This is a genomic window from Pseudomonas sp. H9 (assembly GCF_004353925.1).
Classification (GTDB): domain Bacteria; phylum Pseudomonadota; class Gammaproteobacteria; order Pseudomonadales; family Pseudomonadaceae; genus Aquipseudomonas.
Genome location: NZ_SMOK01000004.1, coordinates 155123 through 176364, shown reverse-complemented (window position 1 = coordinate 176364; position 21242 = coordinate 155123). Strand labels below are relative to the sequence as shown.

The 21242-nt window shown below is 63.1% G+C and carries 18 protein-coding genes; 15 read left to right on the top strand and 3 right to left on the bottom strand.

Going from position 1 to position 21242, the window contains the following annotated elements:
- Positions 1–28: 28 nt before the first annotated feature.
- Together E1573_RS03195 and E1573_RS03190 are read left to right on the top strand one after the other, a co-directional pair.
- Positions 29–1168 carry a LuxR C-terminal-related transcriptional regulator gene (locus tag E1573_RS03195; protein ID WP_133210600.1) on the top strand — a complete coding sequence of 380 codons (1140 nt, stop codon included), beginning with the start codon at positions 29–31 and terminating at the stop codon, positions 1166–1168.
- An 81-nt stretch (positions 1169–1249) separates the two neighbouring features.
- Positions 1250–2491 (top strand): NADH:flavin oxidoreductase, encoded by a 1242-nt coding sequence (locus tag E1573_RS03190; RefSeq protein WP_133210598.1) that lies wholly within the window; start codon positions 1250–1252, stop codon positions 2489–2491.
- Between the two features lie 69 nt (positions 2492–2560).
- On the opposite strand, the gene E1573_RS03185 is transcribed toward E1573_RS03190, so the two are convergent.
- Positions 2561–3343: an enoyl-CoA hydratase gene (locus tag E1573_RS03185; RefSeq protein ID WP_177494560.1), complete on the bottom strand. Its 783-nt coding sequence runs from the start codon at positions 3341–3343 to the stop codon at positions 2561–2563.
- Between the two features lie 145 nt (positions 3344–3488).
- Between E1573_RS03185 and E1573_RS03180 the strand changes: the two genes are divergently transcribed.
- Positions 3489–4265: an SDR family oxidoreductase gene (locus tag E1573_RS03180; RefSeq protein WP_133210594.1), complete on the top strand. Its 777-nt coding sequence runs from the start codon at positions 3489–3491 to the stop codon at positions 4263–4265.
- A gap of 531 nt (positions 4266–4796) precedes the next feature.
- On the opposite strand, the gene E1573_RS03175 is transcribed toward E1573_RS03180, so the two are convergent.
- Positions 4797–5630, bottom strand: a complete 834-nt coding sequence (locus tag E1573_RS03175; RefSeq protein ID WP_133210592.1) for an alpha/beta fold hydrolase — start codon at positions 5628–5630, stop codon at positions 4797–4799.
- A 230-nt stretch (positions 5631–5860) separates the two neighbouring features.
- Between E1573_RS03175 and E1573_RS03170 the strand changes: the two genes are divergently transcribed.
- The 6 genes from E1573_RS03170 to E1573_RS03145 all read left to right on the top strand — a co-directional run bounded on the left by E1573_RS03170 (position 5861) and on the right by E1573_RS03145 (position 11126).
- On the top strand, positions 5861–6595 hold the full coding sequence (locus E1573_RS03170; RefSeq protein ID WP_133210590.1) for an SDR family NAD(P)-dependent oxidoreductase: 735 nt from the start codon (positions 5861–5863) through the stop codon (positions 6593–6595).
- 15 nt (positions 6596–6610) lie between these two features.
- Positions 6611–7384 (top strand): SDR family NAD(P)-dependent oxidoreductase, encoded by a 774-nt coding sequence (locus E1573_RS03165; protein WP_133210588.1) that lies wholly within the window; start codon positions 6611–6613, stop codon positions 7382–7384.
- Between the two features lie 8 nt (positions 7385–7392).
- Positions 7393–8022 (top strand): nuclear transport factor 2 family protein, encoded by a 630-nt coding sequence (locus E1573_RS03160; RefSeq protein WP_133210586.1) that lies wholly within the window; start codon positions 7393–7395, stop codon positions 8020–8022.
- Positions 8023–8132: 110 nt separating this feature from the next.
- Complete coding sequence (locus E1573_RS03155) at positions 8133–9197, top strand: alkene reductase (RefSeq protein WP_133210584.1); 1065 nt, start codon at positions 8133–8135, stop codon at positions 9195–9197.
- Positions 9198–9334: 137 nt separating this feature from the next.
- A complete protein-coding gene (locus E1573_RS03150; protein ID WP_133210582.1) occupies positions 9335–10171 on the top strand; it encodes an SDR family NAD(P)-dependent oxidoreductase in 837 nt (278 codons plus the stop codon).
- A gap of 55 nt (positions 10172–10226) precedes the next feature.
- Positions 10227–11126, top strand: a complete 900-nt coding sequence (locus E1573_RS03145) for an NAD(P)-dependent oxidoreductase (RefSeq protein ID WP_133210580.1) — start codon at positions 10227–10229, stop codon at positions 11124–11126.
- Between the two features lie 292 nt (positions 11127–11418).
- Here the strand turns inward: E1573_RS03145 and E1573_RS03140 are convergent, their stop codons facing one another.
- On the bottom strand, positions 11419–11862 hold the full coding sequence (locus tag E1573_RS03140) for a TM2 domain-containing protein (protein ID WP_133210578.1): 444 nt from the start codon (positions 11860–11862) through the stop codon (positions 11419–11421).
- A 334-nt stretch (positions 11863–12196) separates the two neighbouring features.
- Between E1573_RS03140 and fdnG the strand changes: the two genes are divergently transcribed.
- The 6 genes from fdnG to selB all read left to right on the top strand — a co-directional run bounded on the left by fdnG (position 12197) and on the right by selB (position 21237).
- Complete coding sequence (gene fdnG / locus E1573_RS03130; RefSeq protein WP_165957286.1) at positions 12197–15262, top strand: formate dehydrogenase-N subunit alpha; 3066 nt, start codon at positions 12197–12199, stop codon at positions 15260–15262.
- The gene (gene fdxH / locus E1573_RS03125) at positions 15262–16212 is read left to right on the top strand and encodes a formate dehydrogenase subunit beta (protein WP_133210572.1); all 951 of its coding nucleotides are present in this window, start codon (positions 15262–15264) and stop codon (positions 16210–16212) included. Before fdnG ends, fdxH begins: the two co-directional genes overlap by 1 nt.
- Positions 16209–16862, top strand: coding sequence for a formate dehydrogenase subunit gamma (locus tag E1573_RS03120; protein WP_133210570.1), 654 nt, complete (start codon positions 16209–16211; stop codon positions 16860–16862). Before fdxH ends, E1573_RS03120 begins: the two co-directional genes overlap by 4 nt.
- Before the next feature lie 4 nt (positions 16863–16866).
- The gene (fdhE, locus tag E1573_RS03115) at positions 16867–17793 is read left to right on the top strand and encodes a formate dehydrogenase accessory protein FdhE (protein WP_133210568.1); all 927 of its coding nucleotides are present in this window, start codon (positions 16867–16869) and stop codon (positions 17791–17793) included.
- Between the two features lie 97 nt (positions 17794–17890).
- Positions 17891–19321, top strand: a complete 1431-nt coding sequence (gene selA / locus E1573_RS03110; protein ID WP_133210566.1) for an L-seryl-tRNA(Sec) selenium transferase — start codon at positions 17891–17893, stop codon at positions 19319–19321.
- On the top strand, positions 19318–21237 hold the full coding sequence (selB, locus tag E1573_RS03105) for a selenocysteine-specific translation elongation factor (RefSeq protein WP_133210564.1): 1920 nt from the start codon (positions 19318–19320) through the stop codon (positions 21235–21237). Before selA ends, selB begins: the two co-directional genes overlap by 4 nt.
- Positions 21238–21242 lie beyond the last annotated feature (5 nt).

Sequence of the window (21242 nt, the reverse complement as noted above, 5' to 3'; positions counted from 1 at the left end):
GCGCCGCGGCCGGGCCAGTCGAGCGCCCATGCCAACCCGTGAAGATACGCCCGAGTCCCGGCTTGAACTGGTCGGCCTGGTCTACGAGGGCGTGCTTGAAACGGTGCCCTGGACCGCTCTGTTGGAGCGGTTGCGTCAGCTCCTTTCGGCCAACTTCGTTTCCCTGGCGGTGCGTTCGCCAACGCCGGGCGACCCTGGCCTGGTGATCTTCGCCGGCCATGCCCGGCCCGCTATCGCGCTCACCTATGAGCGTTCCTGGTATGCCCTCGATCCTTTCATCGACCTGCCGTCCGGCCAGATGCTGATGCTCCACGAACGGCTCGACGAACGTCGCTGGCTGGACAGCGCAATCTACCGCGACCTGCTCCGTGAACTGGATATCCGCCATGTGATGGGGGCCGACCTGGACCTGGAAGAGGGGCGACAGAGCCGCCTGCGGGTCACCCGGCCACCGAAGATGGCGCCCTTTAACGAGGCGCAACGTACCCTCTGCGCCTTCCTCCTGCCGCACCTGCAGCGGGCCTTGCGCCTGCACGCACGGCTCGACCGGGTGGAATCTGAGCACCGTCTGCAGGCTGCGACCCTGGAGCGCCTGGGGGTGGGCACGCTGCTGCTCGATGCCCACGGCGAACTGTTGCAGTGCAGCGCGGTGGCGGCACAACTGCTTGCCGCCAACCATGGCCTGACCCTGAAGGGGCGCCGCTTGCGAGCCACCAACGGGCTGGACGAGCGGCGCCTGGAACGGGCTCTGCAGCGGGTGCTGGCGGCCCGCACCGAGAGCGCCGGGCCTGCGGCTCAGGCGCTGGCGCTGGGCAGTGGCGAGCATGGCCTCGGGGTGCTGTTGCGCGGGTTGCCCCACGGCCAAGGTTACGCCGGCGAGGCGGCATTGGAGGTGATCATTCGCGACCCCTTGAGCCGTCCCGAGCCCTCCGAGGCTCTGTTACGCCAGCTTTATCAGTTGACCCCGGCGGAGGCTGGCCTGGCTGCGCTGCTGTGCCATGGTCAGAGCCTGGAGCAGGCGGCTGGCGCCCTGACCATCAGCCGTAATACGGCGCGGGCGCATCTACGGGTGATCTTTTCGAAAACCGGTGTATCGCGCCAGGCCGACCTGGTGCAACTGCTGCTGGGCAGCGTGGCAGCCTTCAGCCCGGAGGAGGCGGGAGGCTAGTCCTGTCGGACGATGTCGCTCGTGCAGGGCGGGCGAACAATCCCTGTAACCCACAACTACAACAACAGGGGTGACCACAACATGCACGACAATGCCCTGCGCGGCGCGGAACCGACCGCCTTTCAACCCTTGCGGATTGGCCCGCTGACCTTACGCAACCGCTTCATCAAAGCCGCCACAAACGAGGGCATGTCGCCTGCCGGGGTGCCCAGCAAGGGCCTGTTGCGCCTGCACGAGGCTCTGGCCGCCGGTGGGGTGGGCATGACTACCTTGGCTTACTGCGCGGTCAGTGCCGACGGTCGTACCTTGCCGAACCAGATCCTCCTCGACGAACCCACCCAACCACACCTACGGGCCATCACCGACGCAGTGCACCGCCACGGCGCAGCAGCCTCGGCACAGATTACCCACGGTGGCTGCTTCACCTTTTTGCCGCCCGCTGGGAGCCGTCGGCCGCTGTCTTCCAGCGGCGGCTTCAACAAGGTGGGGATCATGAGCGGCATGCTGTTCAAGCAGGCAATGACCGACGCCGACCTGGAGCGGGTGGCCGGCGAGTTCGTGCGTGGCGCGCGGCTGGCGCGAGAAGCTGGCTTCGACGCGGTGGAACTGCACATGGGGCACGGCTACCTGCTCAGCCAGTTCGTCTCGCCGCTGTACAACCGGCGCCGCGATCAGTACGGCGGCAGCCTGGAGAATCGCCTGCGCTTCCCCGCACTGGTGCTGCGTCGGGTGCTGGACGCGGTGGGCAAGGACCTCGCGGTGCTGTGCAAGTACAGCATCACCGAGGGTGTGCGCGGCGGCCACGATGCTGACGACGGTGCTGCCGTGGCGCGCATCCTCGAACGCGAGGGCGCGCACCTGCTGGTGCTGAGTGCGGGGATGAATGTGGAGTCCATCACCACCATGTTCGGCTCCTCCTTCCCCAAGGAGAACCGCGTCAGTTCTGCAAACCCGTTGATCGCTGCGGCCATGGCGGTGCAGCGCCTTACCGAACCTAAGGTGGAGTTCCGCGAGCTGTACTTGCTGGAACATGCGCGCAAGGTTCGTGCGGCGGTGCGCATGCCCTTGGCTTATCTGGGTGGGGCCAGGGGGCTGGAGGGTATTGGCCGGGTCATGGCCGAAGGCTTCGACGCAGTGGCCATGGGCCGAGCGCTGATCGCCGAGCCGGACCATGTGGCCAAGCTCAGGGGCGGTGCCGAGCGCGACTCGATTTGCACTTCATGCAACCGTTGTGTGGCGATGATGTACAGCCCCGGCGGTACCTCCTGCGTTCTCGGCCAGCCTGGCGACGCGCTGCTCAATCGTCTGGGCGCAGCGTCCTGAGCGAAGCGGTACCCATCGGCCAGTTCTGCTGGGTATCGCAGCGTCAAGTCCTTCCCTGCTGCAGCGCGTTTAGCGGCCTTCGAAGCGTGGGGTACGTTTGTCGAGGAAGGCCTGCATGCCTTCCTTCTGGTCGCGGGAGGCGAACAGCAAGGCGTTGGCCTTGCGCTCCAGGGCCAGGGCTGCCTCCAGTGGGGCATCCATGCCGGCCAGAATCACTTCCTTGATCTGCTCGGCAGCCAAGGGCGGCATGGCGGCGATGTTGCGGGCCAGTTGCAGGCTGTGCGCCAGTACCTGATGGTCGTCGACAACCTCGCTCACCAGACCAGCAACCCAAGCTTCCTCTGCACTGATCGGCGCGCCGGTCAGCGCCATGCGCATGGCCTTGGCCTTACCCACGGCGCGCACCAGTCGCTGGGTGCCGCCGATGCCCGGCATGATGCCGATGCGGATCTCCGGCTGTGCGAAGCGCGCGCTGCGTCCGGCGACGATCAGGTCGGCCAGCATCGCCAGCTCGCAACCACCGCCGTAGGCGTAGCCGCAGACGGCAGCGATGACTGGCTTCGGGCAATGCTGGATCGGTGCCCAAAGGCGCTCGGTGTGACGCTGGTAAATATCGATGGCGCCAACCCCGGCCATGCTGCCGATATCACCACCGGCGGCGAATACCTGGTCGCCGCCAGTGAGGACGATGCAGCGCACCTCGGGGTTGTCCGCCAGTTCGGCGAAATGCCCGGCCAGCAGCGTCTGCAGCTCCAGGCTTAGGGCGTTGGTAGCCTGCGGCCGGTTCAAGCGCAGCAGGGCGATGCCCGGTTCTGGGCGTTCCAGCAGGACGGGTGGGATCGGCTCGGTCATGGTGCTTCTCATAGCGGGCGGCGCGGGCCGCGTTCAGCGTGATTGTTGCCCCCACCGAAGGTCGGCTCATCGTCCGTTCAGACGTGGTGGGGCGGCGTCGCTGCTTCTAGATTGGCGCCCAGATCGCTAGAGGAGTCGAACGACCATGGATATTCGCAAAGGGCTGGATTTCAACGGCAAGGTGGTGCTGGTCACGGGTGGCGCCAAAGGCATCGGCGCGGGTATCAGCCGCAGTTTCCTGGAAGCTGGCGCCGAGGTGCTGGTGTGCGGGCGCAACGCGCCTGAACAGTTGCCGCAAGCGGGTGGACGTCAGGCACAGTTCATCGCCGCCGACGTGCGTGACAGCGAGTCCCTGGAGCGATTGTTCGCTCAGGTCCGCGAGCGTTTTGGCCGTCTCGACGTGCTGGTGAACAACGCCGGCGGCAGCCCCTCGGCCGAAGCCGCCACTGCCTCGCCGCGCTTTCACGAAAGCATCATCCGCCTCAACCTGATCGCGCCGCTGAACGTGGCCCAGCAGGCCAACGCCCTGATGCAGGGTCAGGAGCAGGGCGGGGTGATCGTTTTCATCGGCAGCGTCAGTGCCCTGCGCCCGTCGCCGCTGACTGCGGCCTACGGTGCGGCCAAGGCCGGCATCCTCAACCTGGCCACTTCACTGGCGGTGGAGTGGGCGCCGAAGGTGCGTGTGGTTACGGTCAGCCCTGGGCTGGTGCATACCGAGCAGTCCTACCAGCATTACGGCGATGAGGCGGGAATCGCTGCGGTGAGCGCTACCATTCCGGCCGGTCGCATGGCGATGCCAGAGGACATCGGCGCGGCTTGCCTGTTCATGGCCTCACCCCTGGGTGGCTACGCCAGTGGTTGCAACCTGCTGTTGCATGGCGGGGGTGAACGGCCGGCGTTCCTTGATGCGGCGAACGCTTGAGGGACTGTCTTGTTGCGCTTTAACTCCTGCTCCGGTGGGAGCGGGCTTGCCCCGCGACCGGTTGCACAGTGGCCGTAAAACAGCCGCTTGCAAGGCAAATGACACACCGAGGCGACTGAATTGCTGCCGCTTCGCGCCAGATCGCAGGGCAAGCCAGCTCCCACCTGGTGCTGGCTTCATGGTCATTCAGGCAAAGCCCTGCAAGACGGTTGGTTACGGTCAGCCCGGGGCTGGAGCATACCGAGCAGTCCTATCAGCATTACGGTGATGAGGCGGCGAACGCGTGAGGGACAGTCTTGTGGCGCTTTAACTGGCCATGAGGCCCTGCTCCGGTGGGAGCGGGCTTGCCCCGCGATCGGCTGCGCAGTGGCCGTAAACAAGCCGCTTGCAAGGCAAATGACACACCGAGGCGACTGAATTGCTGTCGCTTCGCGCCAGATCGCAGGGCAAGCCAGCTCCCATCTGGAGCTGGCTTCATGGTCATTCAGGCAAAGCCCTGCAAGACGGTATCTCCCACCGGAGCAGGTGCGATCACCCGTGGCGCAGGAACTCCAGGCTGCTGCGGTTGAACAGCTCGCGATGCTCCACCTGCACCCAATGCCCGCACTGGTTGAGCACGATAAAACGTGCCTTGCGGGCACCATCGACGATGCGCTGAGCACCGCTCACCGGGTTGAAGTTGTCGTTGCTGCCCCAGAAGCCGAGGATCGGGCAGTTGATCTCGCCCAGGCGCGCTTCCATGTTAGGGATCATCATGGTGCTGAACAGGTTCTTCGGCTGGGTCACCGCCACCGCCACCCGTTCGGCCAACAGTTCTTCCGGCAGGATCGACGGATCGAACAACTGCAGGCTCATCATGCTGCGCATTTCGTCCATACCGATGGGGCCAGCGCCAAACAGCGAGACCATGCGCAGGATGCCGGGCATTTTGAAGTAGGTTTCGCGTTCCTCGACGCCGCCCGGCGCCAACAGGATCAAGCCTTCCACCAGGTCCGGTTCGGCCAGGGCCAGGCCCAGGGCGATGGCACCGCCCAGGGAGTTGCCCAACACAGTGCAGCGAGTCAGGCCCAAGGCGCGGGTGAAGGCCTGTAGGGTCTGGACGAAGAACGCCAGGTCGTACTGGCCGTCATCGGGTTTGTCGGAACGGCCGAAACCCGGCAGGTCGAGGACGATGTTGCGGTAGCCGGCGGCGACGAACTCCGGGTAGTTGCCTTTGAAGTTGCTGTAGCCGCTGGCACCCGGGCCGCTGCCATGCATCCACAGCACCACCGGGCCCTGGCCCTCGTCCAGGTAGTGCAGCCGCAGGCCGCTGGGCAAGGTGAGGTAGTGCCCGACGGGCAGTGGCAGATCGACGAGTTGGGTCATCTGGATTCTCCGTTTCTTGTTGTAGGGGAGGCGCCAGCACGGCCTCCCTGGTTCCCGGATGCTCCACGGGCTGCGCACGCCGGGCATCGTCCGTTCAGACCAGCTGACGACAGCAGTCGCCTTAGTCTCATCGGACGATGTGGCAGCCGGGCGGGCCATCAATGATGCGAGGCAACTTCGGTCGTGCAGCGGCACGGTCGTCCGTTTATTTCTCTCGCAGGAGAACCCGCATGAAATTGCACAACAAGGTCGCCTTCGTTACCGGCGCAGGTCAGGGTATGGGCCTGGCCATCGTCCGGCGCTTCGTCGCTGAAGGCGCCAGCGTGGTCGCCACCGATATCAACCTGCAAGCGCTGCGCGAAGGGCTGGCCGAGTTCGGTGATCAAGTGCTTGCGGTGGCATGCAACGTCGCCGACAGCGCCTCGGTGGCTGATGCCATGGCTCAGTTGGAAGCGCGTTTCGGACGCCTCGACATTCTGGTCAACAACGCCGGTATCGGCGGCCTGGACAGCTTTCTCGACACCCCGGTAGAGAGCTGGCAGCGGGTCATTGGCGTCAACCTCACCGGTACCTTCCTCTGCGCTCGCGACGGCGCGCGGCTGATGGTCAAGGGTGGCCAGGGCGGCAGCATCATCAACTTGTCCAGCACCTCGGCGCTGACCGGCGAAGGCCCCAACCACTACTGCGCTTCCAAGGCCGGGGTCATGGGCCTTACCCGCGGCATCGCCCGCGAACTGGCCGCCAGCGGCATTCGCGTCAACACCCTGGTACCGGGGCCGACCAACACCCCAATGATGGCCGGCATCCCTGACCAAATGATGGCCGACCTGCTCAAGGGCGTGCCGCTCGGTCGACTCTGCGAAACCGACGAGATCGCCCGCGTGGCGGTGTTCCTCGCCAGCGAAGACGCCAGTTTCATTACCGGCCAGAACATCGCCGTCAACGGCGGTATGGCCTTCATCTGATCAGGGGAACCCGCAATGTCTGCACGTCTTGATGGAAAGATCGCCTTCGTCACTGGAGCAAGCTCCGGCATCGGCGAAGCCACTGCCCTGCGCTTCGCCGAGGAGGGCGCCTGCGTGGTGCTCTGCGGCCGCCGCGCGGAACCGCTGCACGCGCTTCGCGAGCGCATCCTCGAGCTGGGTGGTCGGGCCGATGTGGCGGTGGCCGATGTTGGTGACGAGGCGGCCTACGTCGCGGCACTGGAAGACGCCGCACGCCGCCATGGCCGACTCGACATCCTGGTGAACAACGCCATGGCCTACACCTGGGGCAGCGTCGACAGCATGTCCACTGAGGACTGGCACGCCAACTTCCGCACCACGGTAGACGGCACTTTCTTCGGTACCCGCACCGCCATGCGTCTGATGAAGGATCAGGGCGGCGGCGCCATCGTCAACATGGCCTCGATCTGCGGTCTGTTCGGCACCGCCTGGATGTCTGGTTACTCGGCGGCGAAGGCGGCGGTCATCAACTTCAGCCGCGCAGTGGCCAGCGAAGGTGCAGCCTGCAACGTGCGTTGCAACGTAGTGATTCCCGGTGTGGTGGATACCCCAGCGATGGCCGGCATGATGAACGACCCCAAGTCGCGGGCGAACACCGAGAAGCTGATCCCGATGAAGCGCGTGGGGCAACCTCACGAGTTGGCCAACGCCATCCTCTTCCTTGCCTCGGATGAAGCCTCCTACGTCACGGGCGCCACCCTCTGTGTGGACGGCGGGCGCAGCTCCGACCTCTACACCGTGCTGGAGTGAACCGCGCCATGGATCAAAAAGACTTGCTCGCACGCATCGACCGCCTCGAATCTCTCGACGAGATCCGCCAATTGGCCGGCAAGTACGCGCTGTCCCTGGACATGCGCGACCTCGACGCCATGGCCAACTGCTTCGCCCATGACGTGCGAGTGGGCCGTGACAAGGTGGGCCGAGCCCACTTCAAGGCTTGGCTCGACGACACCATGCGCCTGCAGTTCGAAGGCACCGCCCACCACTTGGGCCAACACATCATCGAGTTCCGGGATGCCGACCACGCTACCGGCGTCGTTTATTCCAAGAACGAGCATGAGACCGGCCCTGAGTGGGTGATCATGCAGATGCTCTATTGGGATGACTACGAGCGTATCGACGGTCGCTGGTACTTCCGCCGCCGGTTGCCTTGCTACTGGTACGCCACCGACCTGAACAAGCCGCCCATCGGTGGCATGAAGATGCGCTGGCCGGGCCGTGAGCCCTACGTCGGCAGCTTCCATGAGCTGTTCCCTTCCTGGGAGGCGTTCTGGGCCCGGCGTCCGGACAAGGAGATGCTGCCCCAGGTGGCCGAGCCGGCACCGCTGGAAGGTTTTCTCGCCAACCTGCGGCAAGGCGCCCAAGACCCCAAGATTCGCGTGCGCTGACGGCGCCCCCTTTTGCCCGCTCCGAAACTACCCGCCTCGCCGGGGCGGGCCTTTTCTTCTTCCGTCGCCTGTTCCGGCGTCGGCCCCTTCAGAGCCAAGGAGTTCCGTCCATGAGCCTGCTGTTCCAACCCTTGCAACTGGGCGAGCTGGCGCTGGCCAACCGCATCGTCATGGCGCCCATGACCCGTAGCCGCGCCGACGCTTTCGGGCTGCCCGGCGCCGAGATGGTCGAGTATTACCGCCAGCGCGCCGGCGCCGGGCTGATCGTCGCCGAAGGCACCGCGCCGTCGGCCGATGGTCTCGGTTATTGCCGTACACCGGCCCTCTACAACGCCGCGCAGGTGGACGCCTGGCGCGCTGTAACTGACGCCGTCCATGCTGAAGGCGGGCGCATTGTGCTGCAACTGATGCACGTGGGACGCGCCGCCAGCCATCACAACAAACCTGCGGGCGCACGTACCGTTGCGCCGTCGGCCTTGCGTGCGCGTACGCAATTGTTCAGCGATGCCGCTGGCCTGGTGGACACCGACGAGCCCCATGCACTTGGCAGCGAAGAAGTGGCCGAGGTGGTGGCAGACTACCGCCGCGCCGCGCTGCTGGCCCGCGAAGCCGGCTTCGACGGGGTGGAACTGCACTGCACCAGCGGCTATCTGCCGATGCAGTTCATGGCCAGCGGCAGCAACCAGCGCGAGGATCGCTACGGCGGCTCGCCGGACAATCGCGTGCGCTTCCCGGCCGAGGTGCTGGCCGCCATGGCCGAAGCCATCGGCGCCGGGCGAGTGGGCTACCGCATGTGCCCGGGCAACCCCTTCAACGACATCCAGGACGACGACCCGGCGGCTACCGCCAGTGCGCTGATGCGCGCAGTGGCGCCGCTAGGGTTGGCTTACTTGCACATCATGCGTTCGCCGGTAGCCGGGCTGGACGCCTTCGCCCTGGCACAAACCGAAAGCAAGGCCGCACTGATCCTCAACGACGGTTTCGACGGTGCTTGCGCCGAGGAAGCCTTGGCGAGCGGGCAGGGCGCGGCAGTTTCCTTCGGTCGCTACTTCATCGGCAACCCTGATCTGGTGGAACGCCTGCGCCATGGCCGACCCCTGGCCGGCTTCGACCGCAAGACGCTCTATACCCCGGGCCGTGCCGGCTACACCGACTATCCAGTCTGGCAGGCCTGAGCCCCAAGAGCGGCCGCCTACACCGGCAGGCCGCGCCCGATTCGGCACCGGGCCCATGGGCCTGGTGCCGGGTGGGCGGGCGGCAACTCCGTCGCCCGCACCTGCGCCAATAACAACAAGAGCATGAGGTGTACAGGATGGATTTCAAAGGCAAGACGGTATTGGTCACCGGTGGTGGTGCCGGGATTGGGCAGGACTTGGTGATGCGCTTCGCTGAGCTGGGTGCACGCCTGGTGGTGCTGGAGCGTGACGCCGAGCGTGTCGAGGCCCTGGGCCGCGCGTTGGCCACGACGGAGGCACGGCACCTGCTGCTGCACACCGATGTGACCTCGGCCGAGCAGCTCGATCAGGCGTTCACCAGCATCGGTGAGCAGTGCGCGTCGCTGGATGTACTGGTGAACAACGTCGGCGACTCGCTGCAGATCTTCAAACCGCTGGAGGACTGCAGCGACGACGACTTCGATCGACTCTATGCGGTCAACCTGGGCCAGGTGTTACAAGTCACTCGGCGTGCCATTCCTCTGCTGCGGCGCCATGGTTTCGAGCAAGCGAGCATCGTCAATATCGCCAGCATCGAAGGTTTTCGCGGCATTCCCTACCTTTCGGCTTACGCGGCCTTCAAGGCCGCCCTCGGTGGCTTCACCAAGAGCCTGGCGCTGGAGCTGGCGGCGGCGCGCATCCGGGTCAACCAGATTGCCCCGGAAACCACCGACACCGCTCAGGTGCCGGTCAGTAATTTCATCCATCCGGAATATCGCGAGCGGGTCGGCGACTGGATTCCGCTGGGCCGCTTCGGCGAGGTGCGCGACATGAGTAACGCCGTGCTGTTCCTGGCGAGTGACCAGGCCAGTTGGATCACCGGAACCACCCTGCACGTGGATGGTGGCGCCCTGGCGGCCGGTGGCTGGTACCGCACGCCCCAAGGCGGCTGGACGCTGGCGCCGGTGATTGAGCGCAGCGGTTTCATCTACTGATGCGGCACGCCCGCGCTTGTGAGCGGGCCTTCTTTTCGACAACGAGGAAAGCTGGATGAAAACACTTGTAGTGGGCGGCACCGGACTGCTCGGCGGTCATGCCGCACTGTACCTTCAGGAGCAGGGCTTCGATGTGACCCTGGCGTCGCGCCGCCCGGCTGAAGCGCCAGCCCTGCGAGCGCTGCCCTTTATGGAGCTGGACTACACCCGCACGGACCTGTCGGCGCAGCAACTCGAAGGTTACGAAGCCCTGCTGTTCTGCGCTGGCAACGACATCCGTCACGTCGACACCACGGGCGACCTGGCCGCGCAGTGGCGGGAAAACAATTCGGTGGCCATCCCGCGTTTCTTTGCCCTGGCCAAGGCTGCCGGAGTACGCCGCGCGGTCATGCTGGGCAGCTTTTACCCGCAAATGGCGCCGGAGCTGATCGAGCGCAACCCCTATGTGCGCTCGCGCCACGAATCCTGCGAGGGAGTGCGTGCGCTGAACGGCGATGGCTTTGCCGCCATCTCGGTCAATGCACCGTTCATGGTGGGCCATGTGCCGGGGCTGCAGGTGCCGATGTTCGACGCCTATCTGGCCTACGCCCGCGGCCAACTGCTGGAGGAGCTGCCGGCCTTCGGCCCGGCCGGCGGGACCAATTTCATGTCACTTCAGTCGCTGTCCGAAGCGCTGTGCCAGGCGCTGGTGCGGGGCGAACCCGGCAAGGCCTATCTGGTGGGCGACGAGAACCTGAGCTTCGCCGAGTACTTTCAGCTGTTCTTCGACGCCGTGGGCAGCGAGCGGCAAGTGGAAGCGCTGGACCGGGAGCACCCGTTGATGCCGGATTCGGCGATCTATACCGGACGTGGAAACCATGCCCGTTATGAGCCGGATGACAGCCTTGGCTATTGCCGCGGGGATGTGCGTCGGGCGGTGCAGGCGCTGGTGGCACAGCAGGGCGGTACTGCCTAGGGGCTGTTTCTGTTCATTTAAATTTAAGCTCCAGGGTTTGTAACGTGATCCTGGGGCTTTTTATTTGTCTGTGTGCAGTGCATGAGAGAAGCGACCGCGGTTCGCTATCAAACCGTCTCGGAGTCATGATTGACTCACGGCCTGATGTGAGAGGAAGTGCAAGGAAGTTCAGGGTTGAGCAAGTAGTGAGTTTGCTTGGTGGGGCTGTCGTTTTCAACGATGGAGGCTGAAGCTTGCCGAAAATACAAGGCTACTTCAGACCATCCTTCGCTCTAGGCAATGTTAAAAGCGATTAGAACCAGCTTTTTTTGCCGACGACGTAAGTCTGTTCGAAGTCTTCTTCAGACTTGATCAGGTAAATAATGAATTCGATGAACGCAATGATGCCGATGATCATCGACGGGATGCCGAGCAGCAACCAGCCGAACAGGAATACCAACAACATGATCACGCCCTGAGCGGTGTAGCCCAGGTAAAATTTGTGTGCGCCGAACGCGCCAAGAAAAAATGCCAGCAGGGCGGCCGGGATTTTTTTCGAGTTGCCAACCAACGTCGTCGTGTCGGCGTAAATCGCCTCAGCAACGCCACCGGTGTTGGTGAAGTCTACACGGCTGCCAGCCTTCGGCAGAACGGCACTTTTCCATTGGCCGACTTCAAAGGTGTAACGGTTGCCATCGTCACCAGAGATAACGCCATTGCGAGTGTTTGAGTCAAAACTCAGAATCTTGCCTTTCATTTGAAGCTCCTTGGACATTCACGTGCCGGGTGTGGCGCGCTTCTTTCTACGGTGTTGCATTGCGGTATAGCGCGGGACTACCTTCCCATGGCCATCATATTGCCATGATTCTTCTTTGATGTGTTACATGAGGTAAATGTCCGCCACCTGGGTGATGACCGTGACCATCCCTCTGTGGTAGGGACTGTCTAAAGCGCCAGTGGTCTTTTGCCATCGCGCTTCCTGAAATCTTGACTACAGTATCAACTGGTGACTGCCGCAAAAGTCGCCACCGTGATCGTTCAAGAGGCGCCGGCAATGTCCCGTGCGTCCACCACCTGATCAGGAGTGCACGATGGATCTCAACCGTCGGCAGTTCTTCAAGGTCGCAGCTGTAGGCCTTGGAGGCTCGAGCCTGGCGGCGTTGGGCATGGCCCCGACACCCGCTTTTGCCGAGCAGGTGCGTCACTTCAAGCTGGCGCATACCAAAGAAGCCCGTAACACCTGCCCTTATTGCTCAGTCGGCTGTGGCTTGATCATGTACAGCCAGGGTGACGGGGCCAAGAACGTGGCGCAAAACATCATCCATATCGAAGGCGACGCCGATCACCCGGTGAACCGCGGCACGCTGTGCCCGAAAGGCGCCGGGTTGCTCGACTTTATCCACAGCCCCAACCGCCTGCAGTACCCACAGGTGCGCAAGCCGGGCAGTAAGGAGTGGGCTCGGGTGTCGTGGGACGAGGCGCTGGATCGCATTGCCGATCTGATGAAGGCCGATCGCGACGCCAACTTCATCGAGAAGAACGCCCAGGGCCAGACGGTCAACCGCTGGCTGAGCGTAGGCTTTTTAGCCGCCTCGGCTTCGTCCAACGAAGCCGGTTACATGACCCACAAAGTGATACGCAGTCTTGGCATGCTGGGGTTCGATAACCAGGCACGTGTCTGACATGGCCCGACGGTGGCAAGTCTTGCCCCGACGTACGGCCGTGGAGCCATGACCAACCACTGGACCGATATCGCTAACGCGAATCTGATCCTGGTGATGGGTGGCAACGCTGCAGAAGCCCATCCGTGTGGCTTCAAATGGGTGACCGAGGCCAAGGCGCACAACCAGGCCCGGTTGATCGTGGTCGACCCACGTTTTACCCGAACTGCTTCGGTGGCCGACTATTACGCGCCGATCCGTACGGGCACTGATATCGCCTTCATGGGTGGGCTGATCAATTACCTGCTCACGGAAAACAAGATTCAGCACGAGTACGTGCGCAACTACACCGACGTGTCGTTCATCGTCAAAGCAGGGTTCAGCTTTGAGGATGGCCTGTTCAGTGGCTACGACGCTGACAAGCGCAGTTACACCGACAAGTCAGGCTGGGGCTACGAGCTGGGTGAAGACGGTTTTGCCAAGGTCGATCCGACCCTGCAGGACCCGCGTTGCGTCTACCAACTGATGAAGCAGCACTACAGCCGCTACACCCCAGAGTTGGCCAGTCAGATCTGTGGCATGCCGGTTGAGAGCATGCGCAAGATCTGGGAAGAGATCGCCACGTGCTCGCAACCGGGCAAAACCATGACGATCCTCTATGCCCTGGGTTGGACCCAGCATTCGATCGGTTCGCAGATCATTCGCAGTGCGGCCATGGTGCAGTTGTTGCTGGGTAACGTCGGCATGCCGGGTGGCGGGGTGAACGCCTTGCGGGGGCACTCCAACATCCAGGGGCTGACGGACCTGGGGTTGTTGTCCAACCTGCTGCCGGGTTACCTGACCCTGCCTTCGGATGCCGAGCAAGACTATGACGCCTACATCGCCAAGCGCGCCCTCAAGCCGCTGCGACCAGGGCAGATGTCCTATTGGCAGAACTACGGCAAGTTCCATGTCAGCCTGATGAAGGCTTGGTACGGCGCCAATGCCACGGCTGAGAACCATTGGGGCTACGACTACCTGCCGAAGCTGGACATTCCGGGCTACGACGTCCTGAAGATGTTCGACATGATGGCCAAGGAGCAGGTCAACGGCTATTTCTGTCAGGGCTTCAACCCGATAGCGGCCTTGCCCGACAAGAACCGCGTCACAGCAGCGCTCGGTAAGCTCAAGTGGCTGGTGGTGATGGACCCGCTAGCCACCGAGACCTCCGAGTTCTGGCGCAATGCCGGGCCGTTCAATGATGTCGATACGGCGAACGTGCAGACTGAAGTGATTCGCCTGCCCACCACTTGTTTTGCCGAAGAAGACGGCTCACTGGTGAACAGCAGCCGCTGGCTGCAATGGCACTGGAAGGGTGCGGAAGGCCCAGGGCAAGCGCGTACCGACGTGTGGATCATGAGCGCACTGTTCCTGCGTCTACGCGAGCGTTATCAGCGTGAAGGCGGGGCTTGGGCCGAGTCGATCCTCAAGCTCAACTGGCCGTACAAAGTGGCGCACGAGCCGACACCGGAAGAAATCGCCAAGGAGTTCAGCGGTTACGCCGTGGCGGATGTCACCGATGCGACGGGGGCCACGATCAAGGCCGGGCAGCAATTGGCGGGCTTTGCCCAGCTCAAGGACGACGGCAGTACCGCATCCGGTTGCTGGATCTTCTGTGGCAGCTGGACCGAGCAGGGCAACCAGATGGCTCGGCGCGACAACGCCGACCCGTTCGGCATGAAGCAGAACCTCGGATGGGCGTGGGCCTGGCCTGCGAACCGGCGGATTCTCTACAACCGGGCGTCGGCGGATGTGCAAGGCAAACCCTGGTCGCCGAACAAGCGTTTGGTGTGGTGGAACGGCAAGACCTGGGGTGGTACCGACGTGCCGGACTACAAGGCCGATGTCGCACCGGAAGCGGGGATGAACCCGTTCATCATGAACCCCGAAGGTGTCGCGCGTTTCTTTGCCCTGGACAAGATGGCCGAAGGGCCGTTCCCGGAGCATTACGAACCGTTCGAAACACCGATTGGGGTCAACCCGTTGCACCCGAACAACAAAAAAGCGGTCAGCAACCCGGCGGGCCGGGTGTTCGATTCGGTGTGGGACACCCTGGGGCAAGCCAAGGACTTCCCCTATGCCGCCACCACCTACCGGCTGACCGAACACTTCCACTTCTGGACCAAGCATTGCCCGATCAACGCAGTGACACAGCCAGAGCAATTCGTCGAGATTGGCGAAGCGCTGGCCAAGGAGAAGGGCATTGCCCCTGGCGACCGGGTGCGAGTTACCTGCAAGCGCGGGCATATCGAGGCGGTGGCGGTGGTCACCAAACGGATTCGGCCGTTGCAGGTCAACAACCAGACCGTGCATCAGATCGGTATCCCGTTGCACTGGGGCTTTACCGGGGTGACCCGGCACGGCTACCTGACCAACACCCTGGTGCCGTTCCTCGGTGACGGCAATACCCAAACGCCGGAATCGAAGTCGTTCCTGGTCAACGTGGAGAAAATCTGATGGCTAGCCAAGACATCATCGCCCGTTCGGCCACTACCACGGCACCGTCGTCCATCCGCCATCAGGAAGAAGTGGCCAAGCTGATCGACACCACCAAGTGCATCGGTTGCAAGGCGTGCCAGGTGGCGTGTTCGGAATGGAACGAGCTGCGCGACGAGGTGGGGCACAACTACGGTACCTACGATAACCCTCATGATCTGAGCGCCGAGACCTGGACCCTGATGCGCTTCACCGAGCATGAGAACGCCGAAGGCAACCTGGAGTGGCTGATCCGCAAGGACGGCTGCATGCATTGTGCCGACCCCGGTTGCCTGAAGGCGTGCCCGAGTCCCGGTGCGATCATCAAACATGCCAACGGCATCGTCGACTTCAACCAGGACCATTGCATCGGCTGCGGTTACTGCATTACCGGATGCCCGTTCAACATTCCGCGGATTTCGCAGAAGGACCACAAAGCCTACAAGTGCACCTTGTGTTCCGACCGCGTCGCGGTAGGGCTGGAACCGGCATGTGTGAAAACCTGCCCAACCGGCGCCATCGTGTTTGGCAGCAAGGAGGACATGAAGGAGCATGCCGCCGAACGCATCGTCGACCTCAAGTCGCGAGGTTTTGACCAAGCGGGCTTGTATGACCCGGATGGTGTGGGGGGGACGCACGTCATGTACGTGCTGCATCACGCCGACCAGCCAAAGCTCTACGCAGGCCTCCCGGACCAGCCAGTGATCAGCCCGTTGGTAGGGCTGTGGAAAGGGGTGAGCAAACCGCTTGCGTTACTGGCGATGGGCGCTGCTGTGCTGGCCGGTTTTTTCCATTATGTGCGTATCGGTCCGAACCGGGTCGAGGAGGACGAGCACCCGAGTGCACCCGACACCAGCGTGCATGTGGTTGACCCGACGGTGCATGTGTATGACCCGAACAAGCCGGGTGCGCAAGGGGAGGAGCGGCCATGAAAGACAAACCCATCCTGCGCTACAGCGCTAACGAACGGACCAACCATTGGGTAGTGGCGATCCTGTTCATCATGGCCGCATTGTCGGGGCTGGCGCTGTTTCATCCGGCGCTGTTCTGGCTCAGCCACCTGTTTGGCGGTGGGCCCTGGACGCGCATCCTGCACCCGTTCATGGGCGTGTTGATGTTCGTGTTCTTCCTCGGCCTGGTGCTGCGTTTCTGGCGGGCGAACTACTTCATTGCCAATGATCGCCAGTGGCTCAAGGGCATTGGTCGGGTGATGCGTAATGAAGAGGAGGGCGTGCCGCCAATCGGCAAGTACAACCCCGGGCAGAAGCTGCTGTTCTGGACCCTGCTGTTGTGCATGCTGGTGCTGTTGCTCAGTGGCGTGGTGATCTGGCGTGCCTGGTTCAGCCAGTACTTCAGTATCGGCTCGATTCGCCTGGCGACACTGCTGCATGCCCTGGCGGCGTTTGTGCTGGTGCTGAGCATCATTGTGCACATCTATGCCGGGATCTGGATCAAGGGCTCGGTCAGCGCCATGCTGCATGGTTGGGTCAGCCGCGCCTGGGCGAAGAAGCACCATGAACTGTGGTATCGGGAAGTGACCCGCGAGGAGTCACCCGACTCGCAGATCAGCAAAAAAGGATGATCATTTGAGCACTATTCTTGAACCTGGGCAGATTGAAGCGGCGGCCAGCACGCCGCCGTTTCTCTACCTGCCTCCTGCCAACCTGTTTGCCTTGCGTGCTGCGCGTCTGGATACCCTCGCAGCGGGTAATACGCTGGCTGATTACCTGCACCTGGTTGCCGAGTTATGCCGAATCCAGCAAAGCCTGCTTGACCAGCCGCCGGTCGCGGCACCGGCCGAAACGCAACGCCAGCGCCTATGCCTGGAGCACGGCTTGCCGCCGCTTGCCGCCGACAGCCTGGTGCGAGAAGGGCATTGGCTGGCTTACCTCGATGCACTGTTGCAGCGTTATTCGGTACCGGCCAACGCCGAACTGGTTGCAGCCGTCAGCCGTCTGCGTGAGGCCAGTGACGAACAACGCAAACTCTGGGGGATCGCCCTGTTGACCGGGCAGTTCAGCGCTGTACCCGCAGCGCTGGTGCCATTCTTGGGCGCTGCGCTACAGGCAGCGTGGAGCCATTGGCTGCTGAATTTACCCAGCACTGAACTCAAGGCGGGCGACAGCCTTTGTCAGTGCCCGGCTTGCGGTTCACCGGCAATGGCCGGGGTGATTCGCCATCGCGGCAAATACAACGGCCTGCGCTACCTGGTGTGTTCGTTGTGCGCGTGTGAATGGCATGTGGTGCGGGTCAAGTGCATCTATTGCGAGCAGAGCAAAGGGCTGACCTACTTCAACCTTGAAGATGACCGCTATGCCGCTGGCAAAGCACCGCTGCGCGCTGAGTGCTGCCCGGGGTGTAATAGTTACCTCAAACAGTTGTACCTGGAGTGCGATGCCGAGGCAGAGGCGCTGTCGGCCGATTTGGCCAGCCTGGCGCTGGACATGCGTCTGGACCAAGAGGGTTTTCAACGGTTGGCACCCAACCTGATGTTGGCGCCGGGAGGGGAGTGAGGCTAGGGTCTACATTATCGCGCTCCCACAGGGGAAATAACTGTGGGAGCGGGCTTGCCCCGCGATCAGGTCCACACTGTTGAAGGTAACCTTTTGCATGCCCTCCAACCTCGCCAAACTCCCGATACGCCTGCCCTCCATCGACGCCCTGTTGCGCCACCCCGCCAGCCAGCCGCTCACCGACCGTTACGGCCGTGATGCACTGCTCGCTACCCTGCGCCAACTCCTCGACGATCTGCGCGAGCCTGCCAGGCTCGGCCAACTGGAAGCCGCAGAGTTAGCGGAGGCCGTGCTTGTTGGTCGTGCCGGCGAACGGCTCGCCGCTCAGCACCGTAGTCAGGTAAGGCGCGTGTTCAACCTCACCGGCACGGTGTTGCACACTAACCTGGGGCGGGCACTGTTGCCGCAGGAAGCCATCGATGCTGTGCAAATGGCCGCGCGTTACCCGCTGAACCTCGAATTCGATCTGGCCACGGGCAAGCGTGGCGATCGCGACGACCTGATTGAAGGCTTGATCCGCGAGCTGACTGGCGCCGAGGCCGTTACGGTTGTCAATAACAACGCCGCCGCTGTCTTGCTGGCGCTCAACAGCTTGGGTGCGCGCAAGGAAGGCATCATCTCCCGTGGCGAGTTGATCGAAATCGGTGGTGCCTTCCGTATCCCCGACATCATGGCGCGTGCCGGGGTCAAACTGCATGAAGTCGGCACCACCAACCGCACCCACGCCCGTGACTACGAGGCGGCCATCGGCCCGCGCAGTGGCCTGCTGATGCGCGTGCACTGCAGCAATTACAGCATTCAGGGCTTTACCACCCAGGTTCAGACCAAGGCGCTGGCGCAACTGGCTCACCAGCATGGTTTGCCACTGCTCGAAGACCTGGGCAGCGGCAGCTTGCTCGACCTGACGCGCTGGGGGCTGCCTGCCGAGCCGACCGTGCGCCAGGCACTGGCCGATGGTGCGGATATCGTCACCTTCAGTGGCGACAAACTCTTGGGTGGCCCTCAGGCCGGCATTATCGTCGGACGCAAGGAACTGATTACGAAGATCAAGAAGAACCCGCTCAAGCGCGCCCTCAGGGTCGACAAACTGACCCTTGCTGCGCTGGAAGCTGTACTGGGCTTGTACCGCAACCCTGACTTGCTGGCTGAGCGGTTGCCCAGCTTGCGGTTGCTTACTCGGCCTCAGCCAGAGATTCTTGCCCAGGCTGAGCGCCTGGCGCCTATGCTCGGTCAGGTGTTGGGGGCTGACTGGGAAGTTACCGCTGTGCCTGCGCTGAGCATGATTGGCAGTGGCAGCCAGCCTGTCGCCCGGTTGGCCAGTGCTGCGTTGTGCCTGCGGCCTCAGTTGTCCAAACGCTTGCGTGGTCGTTATCTGCGTGGCCTTGAGGAGGCTCTACGGAACCTGCCGATCCCGGTGCTCGGGCGTATCGATGATGACGCGCTGTGGCTTGATCTGCGGCAACTGGATGACGAAGCCGGCTGGCTCGCGCAGTTGCCTCAGTTGCGCTGGGTGGAGGCGGCGAGGTGATTGTCGGCACGGCAGGTCATATTGACCATGGCAAAACCTCGCTGTTGGCCGCCCTGACCGGTCAGACAGGTGATCACCGTCGTGAGGAACGCGAACGTGGCATGACCATCGACCTGGGCTATCGCTACGCGAGCCTGGAAGCCGGGGCGCCGTTGACCGGCTTCATTGATGTGCCGGGGCATGAGCGGTTTATCCACAACATGCTGGCCGGGGCTCAGGGTGTTGATTTGGTGGTATTGGTCATTGCAGCCGATGACGGCGTGATGCCGCAGACTCGCGAACACTTGGCAATCGTTCAGTTGTTGGGCATTCCCCGGTTGCTGGTGGCCATCAGCAAGTGCGACCGCGTGGAGCCGCGCCGGGTGCAGGAGGTGCAAGCGCAAGTCAGAGAGCTGCTGGCGGCTGGGTTTTATGCTGGCGCGGCACAATTTCCACTCTCCAGCGTAACCGGCGAGGGCGTCGACACCTTGCGTCAGGCGTTGATCGCCGCTCAGGGTGAGGTGCGCGAGCGCAGTCGTCGGGGCGGTTTTCGTTTGGCCATCGACCGTGCGTTTGCTGTAGCCGGTGCCGGCATCGTGGTGACGGGCACTGCGCTGGATGGCCAGGTGCAATTGGGTGACACGCTGTCGTTGGGCAAGGCTGGAAAGTCGGTGCGGGTGCGTGGGCTGCATGCGCAGAACCAAATGGTGGCCGAGGCCTGGGCGGGGCAGCGGGTGGCGTTGAACATCAGTGCCGAGCGCCTGGAGCTGGCGCAGATTCACCGTGGCGACTGGTTGCTTGCCGAGTGGTTGCACGGGCCGACACAAAGGGTGGATATCGAGCTGCAGTTGCTGGCCAGTGAAACCCGTAGCTTTGCCCACTTCAGTCCGGTGCATGTGCACTTGGGCACCCAGGATGTCAGCGCGAGAGTGGCATTGTTGCAAGGCGAATCACTGTTGCCGGGCGAGCGTATGTTTGCCCAGCTCCAGCTCAATGCACCGCTACAGGCCGTGCATGGTGACCGGTTGGTGCTGCGTGATCACAGTGCCCAGCGCACCCTCGGCGGCGGTCGAGTGCTTGATCCATACGCCCCAGCGCGACAACGCCGGAGTGAAGCACGCCTGGCGCAGCTGCAAGCGCTGGCCGCTGCCGAGAGCCTGGAAGAGGCCTTGTCGGCGCTGCTGGCCAATGACGAAGTAGGCCTCGATCCGCAGCGTCTGGAGCGTCAGTTCAACCGTTTGCGTAGCAGTTGGGTGTTGCCGACGGATGTTCAGGTCATCGCTACCCGCCAAGGCCCATTGATGTTCACCACCGCGCGTTGGCAGGGCTTGAAGCATAAGGTGCTGGAGCAGTTGGGGCATTTTCACGAGCAAGAGCCAGATCAGCTCGGCCCCGATCGTGATCGGTTGCGCCGCTTCGTGGCCCTGGCGCTGGAGCGTCCGGGGTTTATCAGTCTTCTGGATGAGTTGCTCGCCAGCGGGGCCATTGTTGGCAATGGGCCCTGGCTGCACTTGCCAGAACATCAGGTACGGCTGAGCGAAGCGGACGAGGCGTTGTGGCTACAGGTGCTGCCGTTGTTGCAACAAGGGCAGTTCGATCCACCTTGGGTGCGTGACCTCGCCAGAACACTGCTGCAAGAAGAGGCGCAGGTTCGCATGTTGCTGCGCAAACTCTCGCGCCTGGGCCAGGTGCACCAAGTGGTGCGTGATCTGTTCTATCCTGAGGCCACAATCCGACAAATGGCAGCTATGCTCTTGCAGCTGGCCAGCGACGATCCCGTGGTGCAAGTCACGGCGTTTCGTGATGTGCTGGGCATCGGCCGCAAGCGCAGTATTCAGGTGCTGGAGTATTTTGATCGGATAGGCCTGACCAGGCGCGTCGGTGACCGACGTCAGGTCCGTGCTGACAGCGCCCTGGCACAATCGCCAGGGCATTGAGTTCA

Excerpts from the sequence above, each read along its gene's own strand:
- E1573_RS03195 (WP_133210600.1), top strand. The coding sequence starts at position 29 with ATGCCAACCCGTGAAGATACGCCCGAGTCCCGGCTTGAACTGGTCGGC.
- E1573_RS03190 (WP_133210598.1), top strand. The coding sequence starts at position 1,250 with ATGCACGACAATGCCCTGCGCGGCGCGGAACCGACCGCCTTTCAACCC.
- E1573_RS03185 (WP_177494560.1), bottom strand. The coding sequence starts at position 3,343 with ATGACCGAGCCGATCCCACCCGTCCTGCTGGAACGCCCAGAACCGGGC.
- E1573_RS03180 (WP_133210594.1), top strand. The coding sequence starts at position 3,489 with ATGGATATTCGCAAAGGGCTGGATTTCAACGGCAAGGTGGTGCTGGTC.
- E1573_RS03175 (WP_133210592.1), bottom strand. The coding sequence starts at position 5,630 with ATGACCCAACTCGTCGATCTGCCACTGCCCGTCGGGCACTACCTCACC.
- E1573_RS03170 (WP_133210590.1), top strand. The coding sequence starts at position 5,861 with ATGAAATTGCACAACAAGGTCGCCTTCGTTACCGGCGCAGGTCAGGGT.
- E1573_RS03165 (WP_133210588.1), top strand. The coding sequence starts at position 6,611 with ATGTCTGCACGTCTTGATGGAAAGATCGCCTTCGTCACTGGAGCAAGC.
- E1573_RS03160 (WP_133210586.1), top strand. The coding sequence starts at position 7,393 with ATGGATCAAAAAGACTTGCTCGCACGCATCGACCGCCTCGAATCTCTC.
- E1573_RS03155 (WP_133210584.1), top strand. The coding sequence starts at position 8,133 with ATGAGCCTGCTGTTCCAACCCTTGCAACTGGGCGAGCTGGCGCTGGCC.
- E1573_RS03150 (WP_133210582.1), top strand. The coding sequence starts at position 9,335 with ATGGATTTCAAAGGCAAGACGGTATTGGTCACCGGTGGTGGTGCCGGG.
- E1573_RS03145 (WP_133210580.1), top strand. The coding sequence starts at position 10,227 with ATGAAAACACTTGTAGTGGGCGGCACCGGACTGCTCGGCGGTCATGCC.
- E1573_RS03140 (WP_133210578.1), bottom strand. The coding sequence starts at position 11,862 with ATGAAAGGCAAGATTCTGAGTTTTGACTCAAACACTCGCAATGGCGTT.
- fdxH (WP_133210572.1), top strand. The coding sequence starts at position 15,262 with ATGGCTAGCCAAGACATCATCGCCCGTTCGGCCACTACCACGGCACCG.
- E1573_RS03120 (WP_133210570.1), top strand. The coding sequence starts at position 16,209 with ATGAAAGACAAACCCATCCTGCGCTACAGCGCTAACGAACGGACCAAC.
- selA (WP_133210566.1), top strand. The coding sequence starts at position 17,891 with ATGCCCTCCAACCTCGCCAAACTCCCGATACGCCTGCCCTCCATCGAC.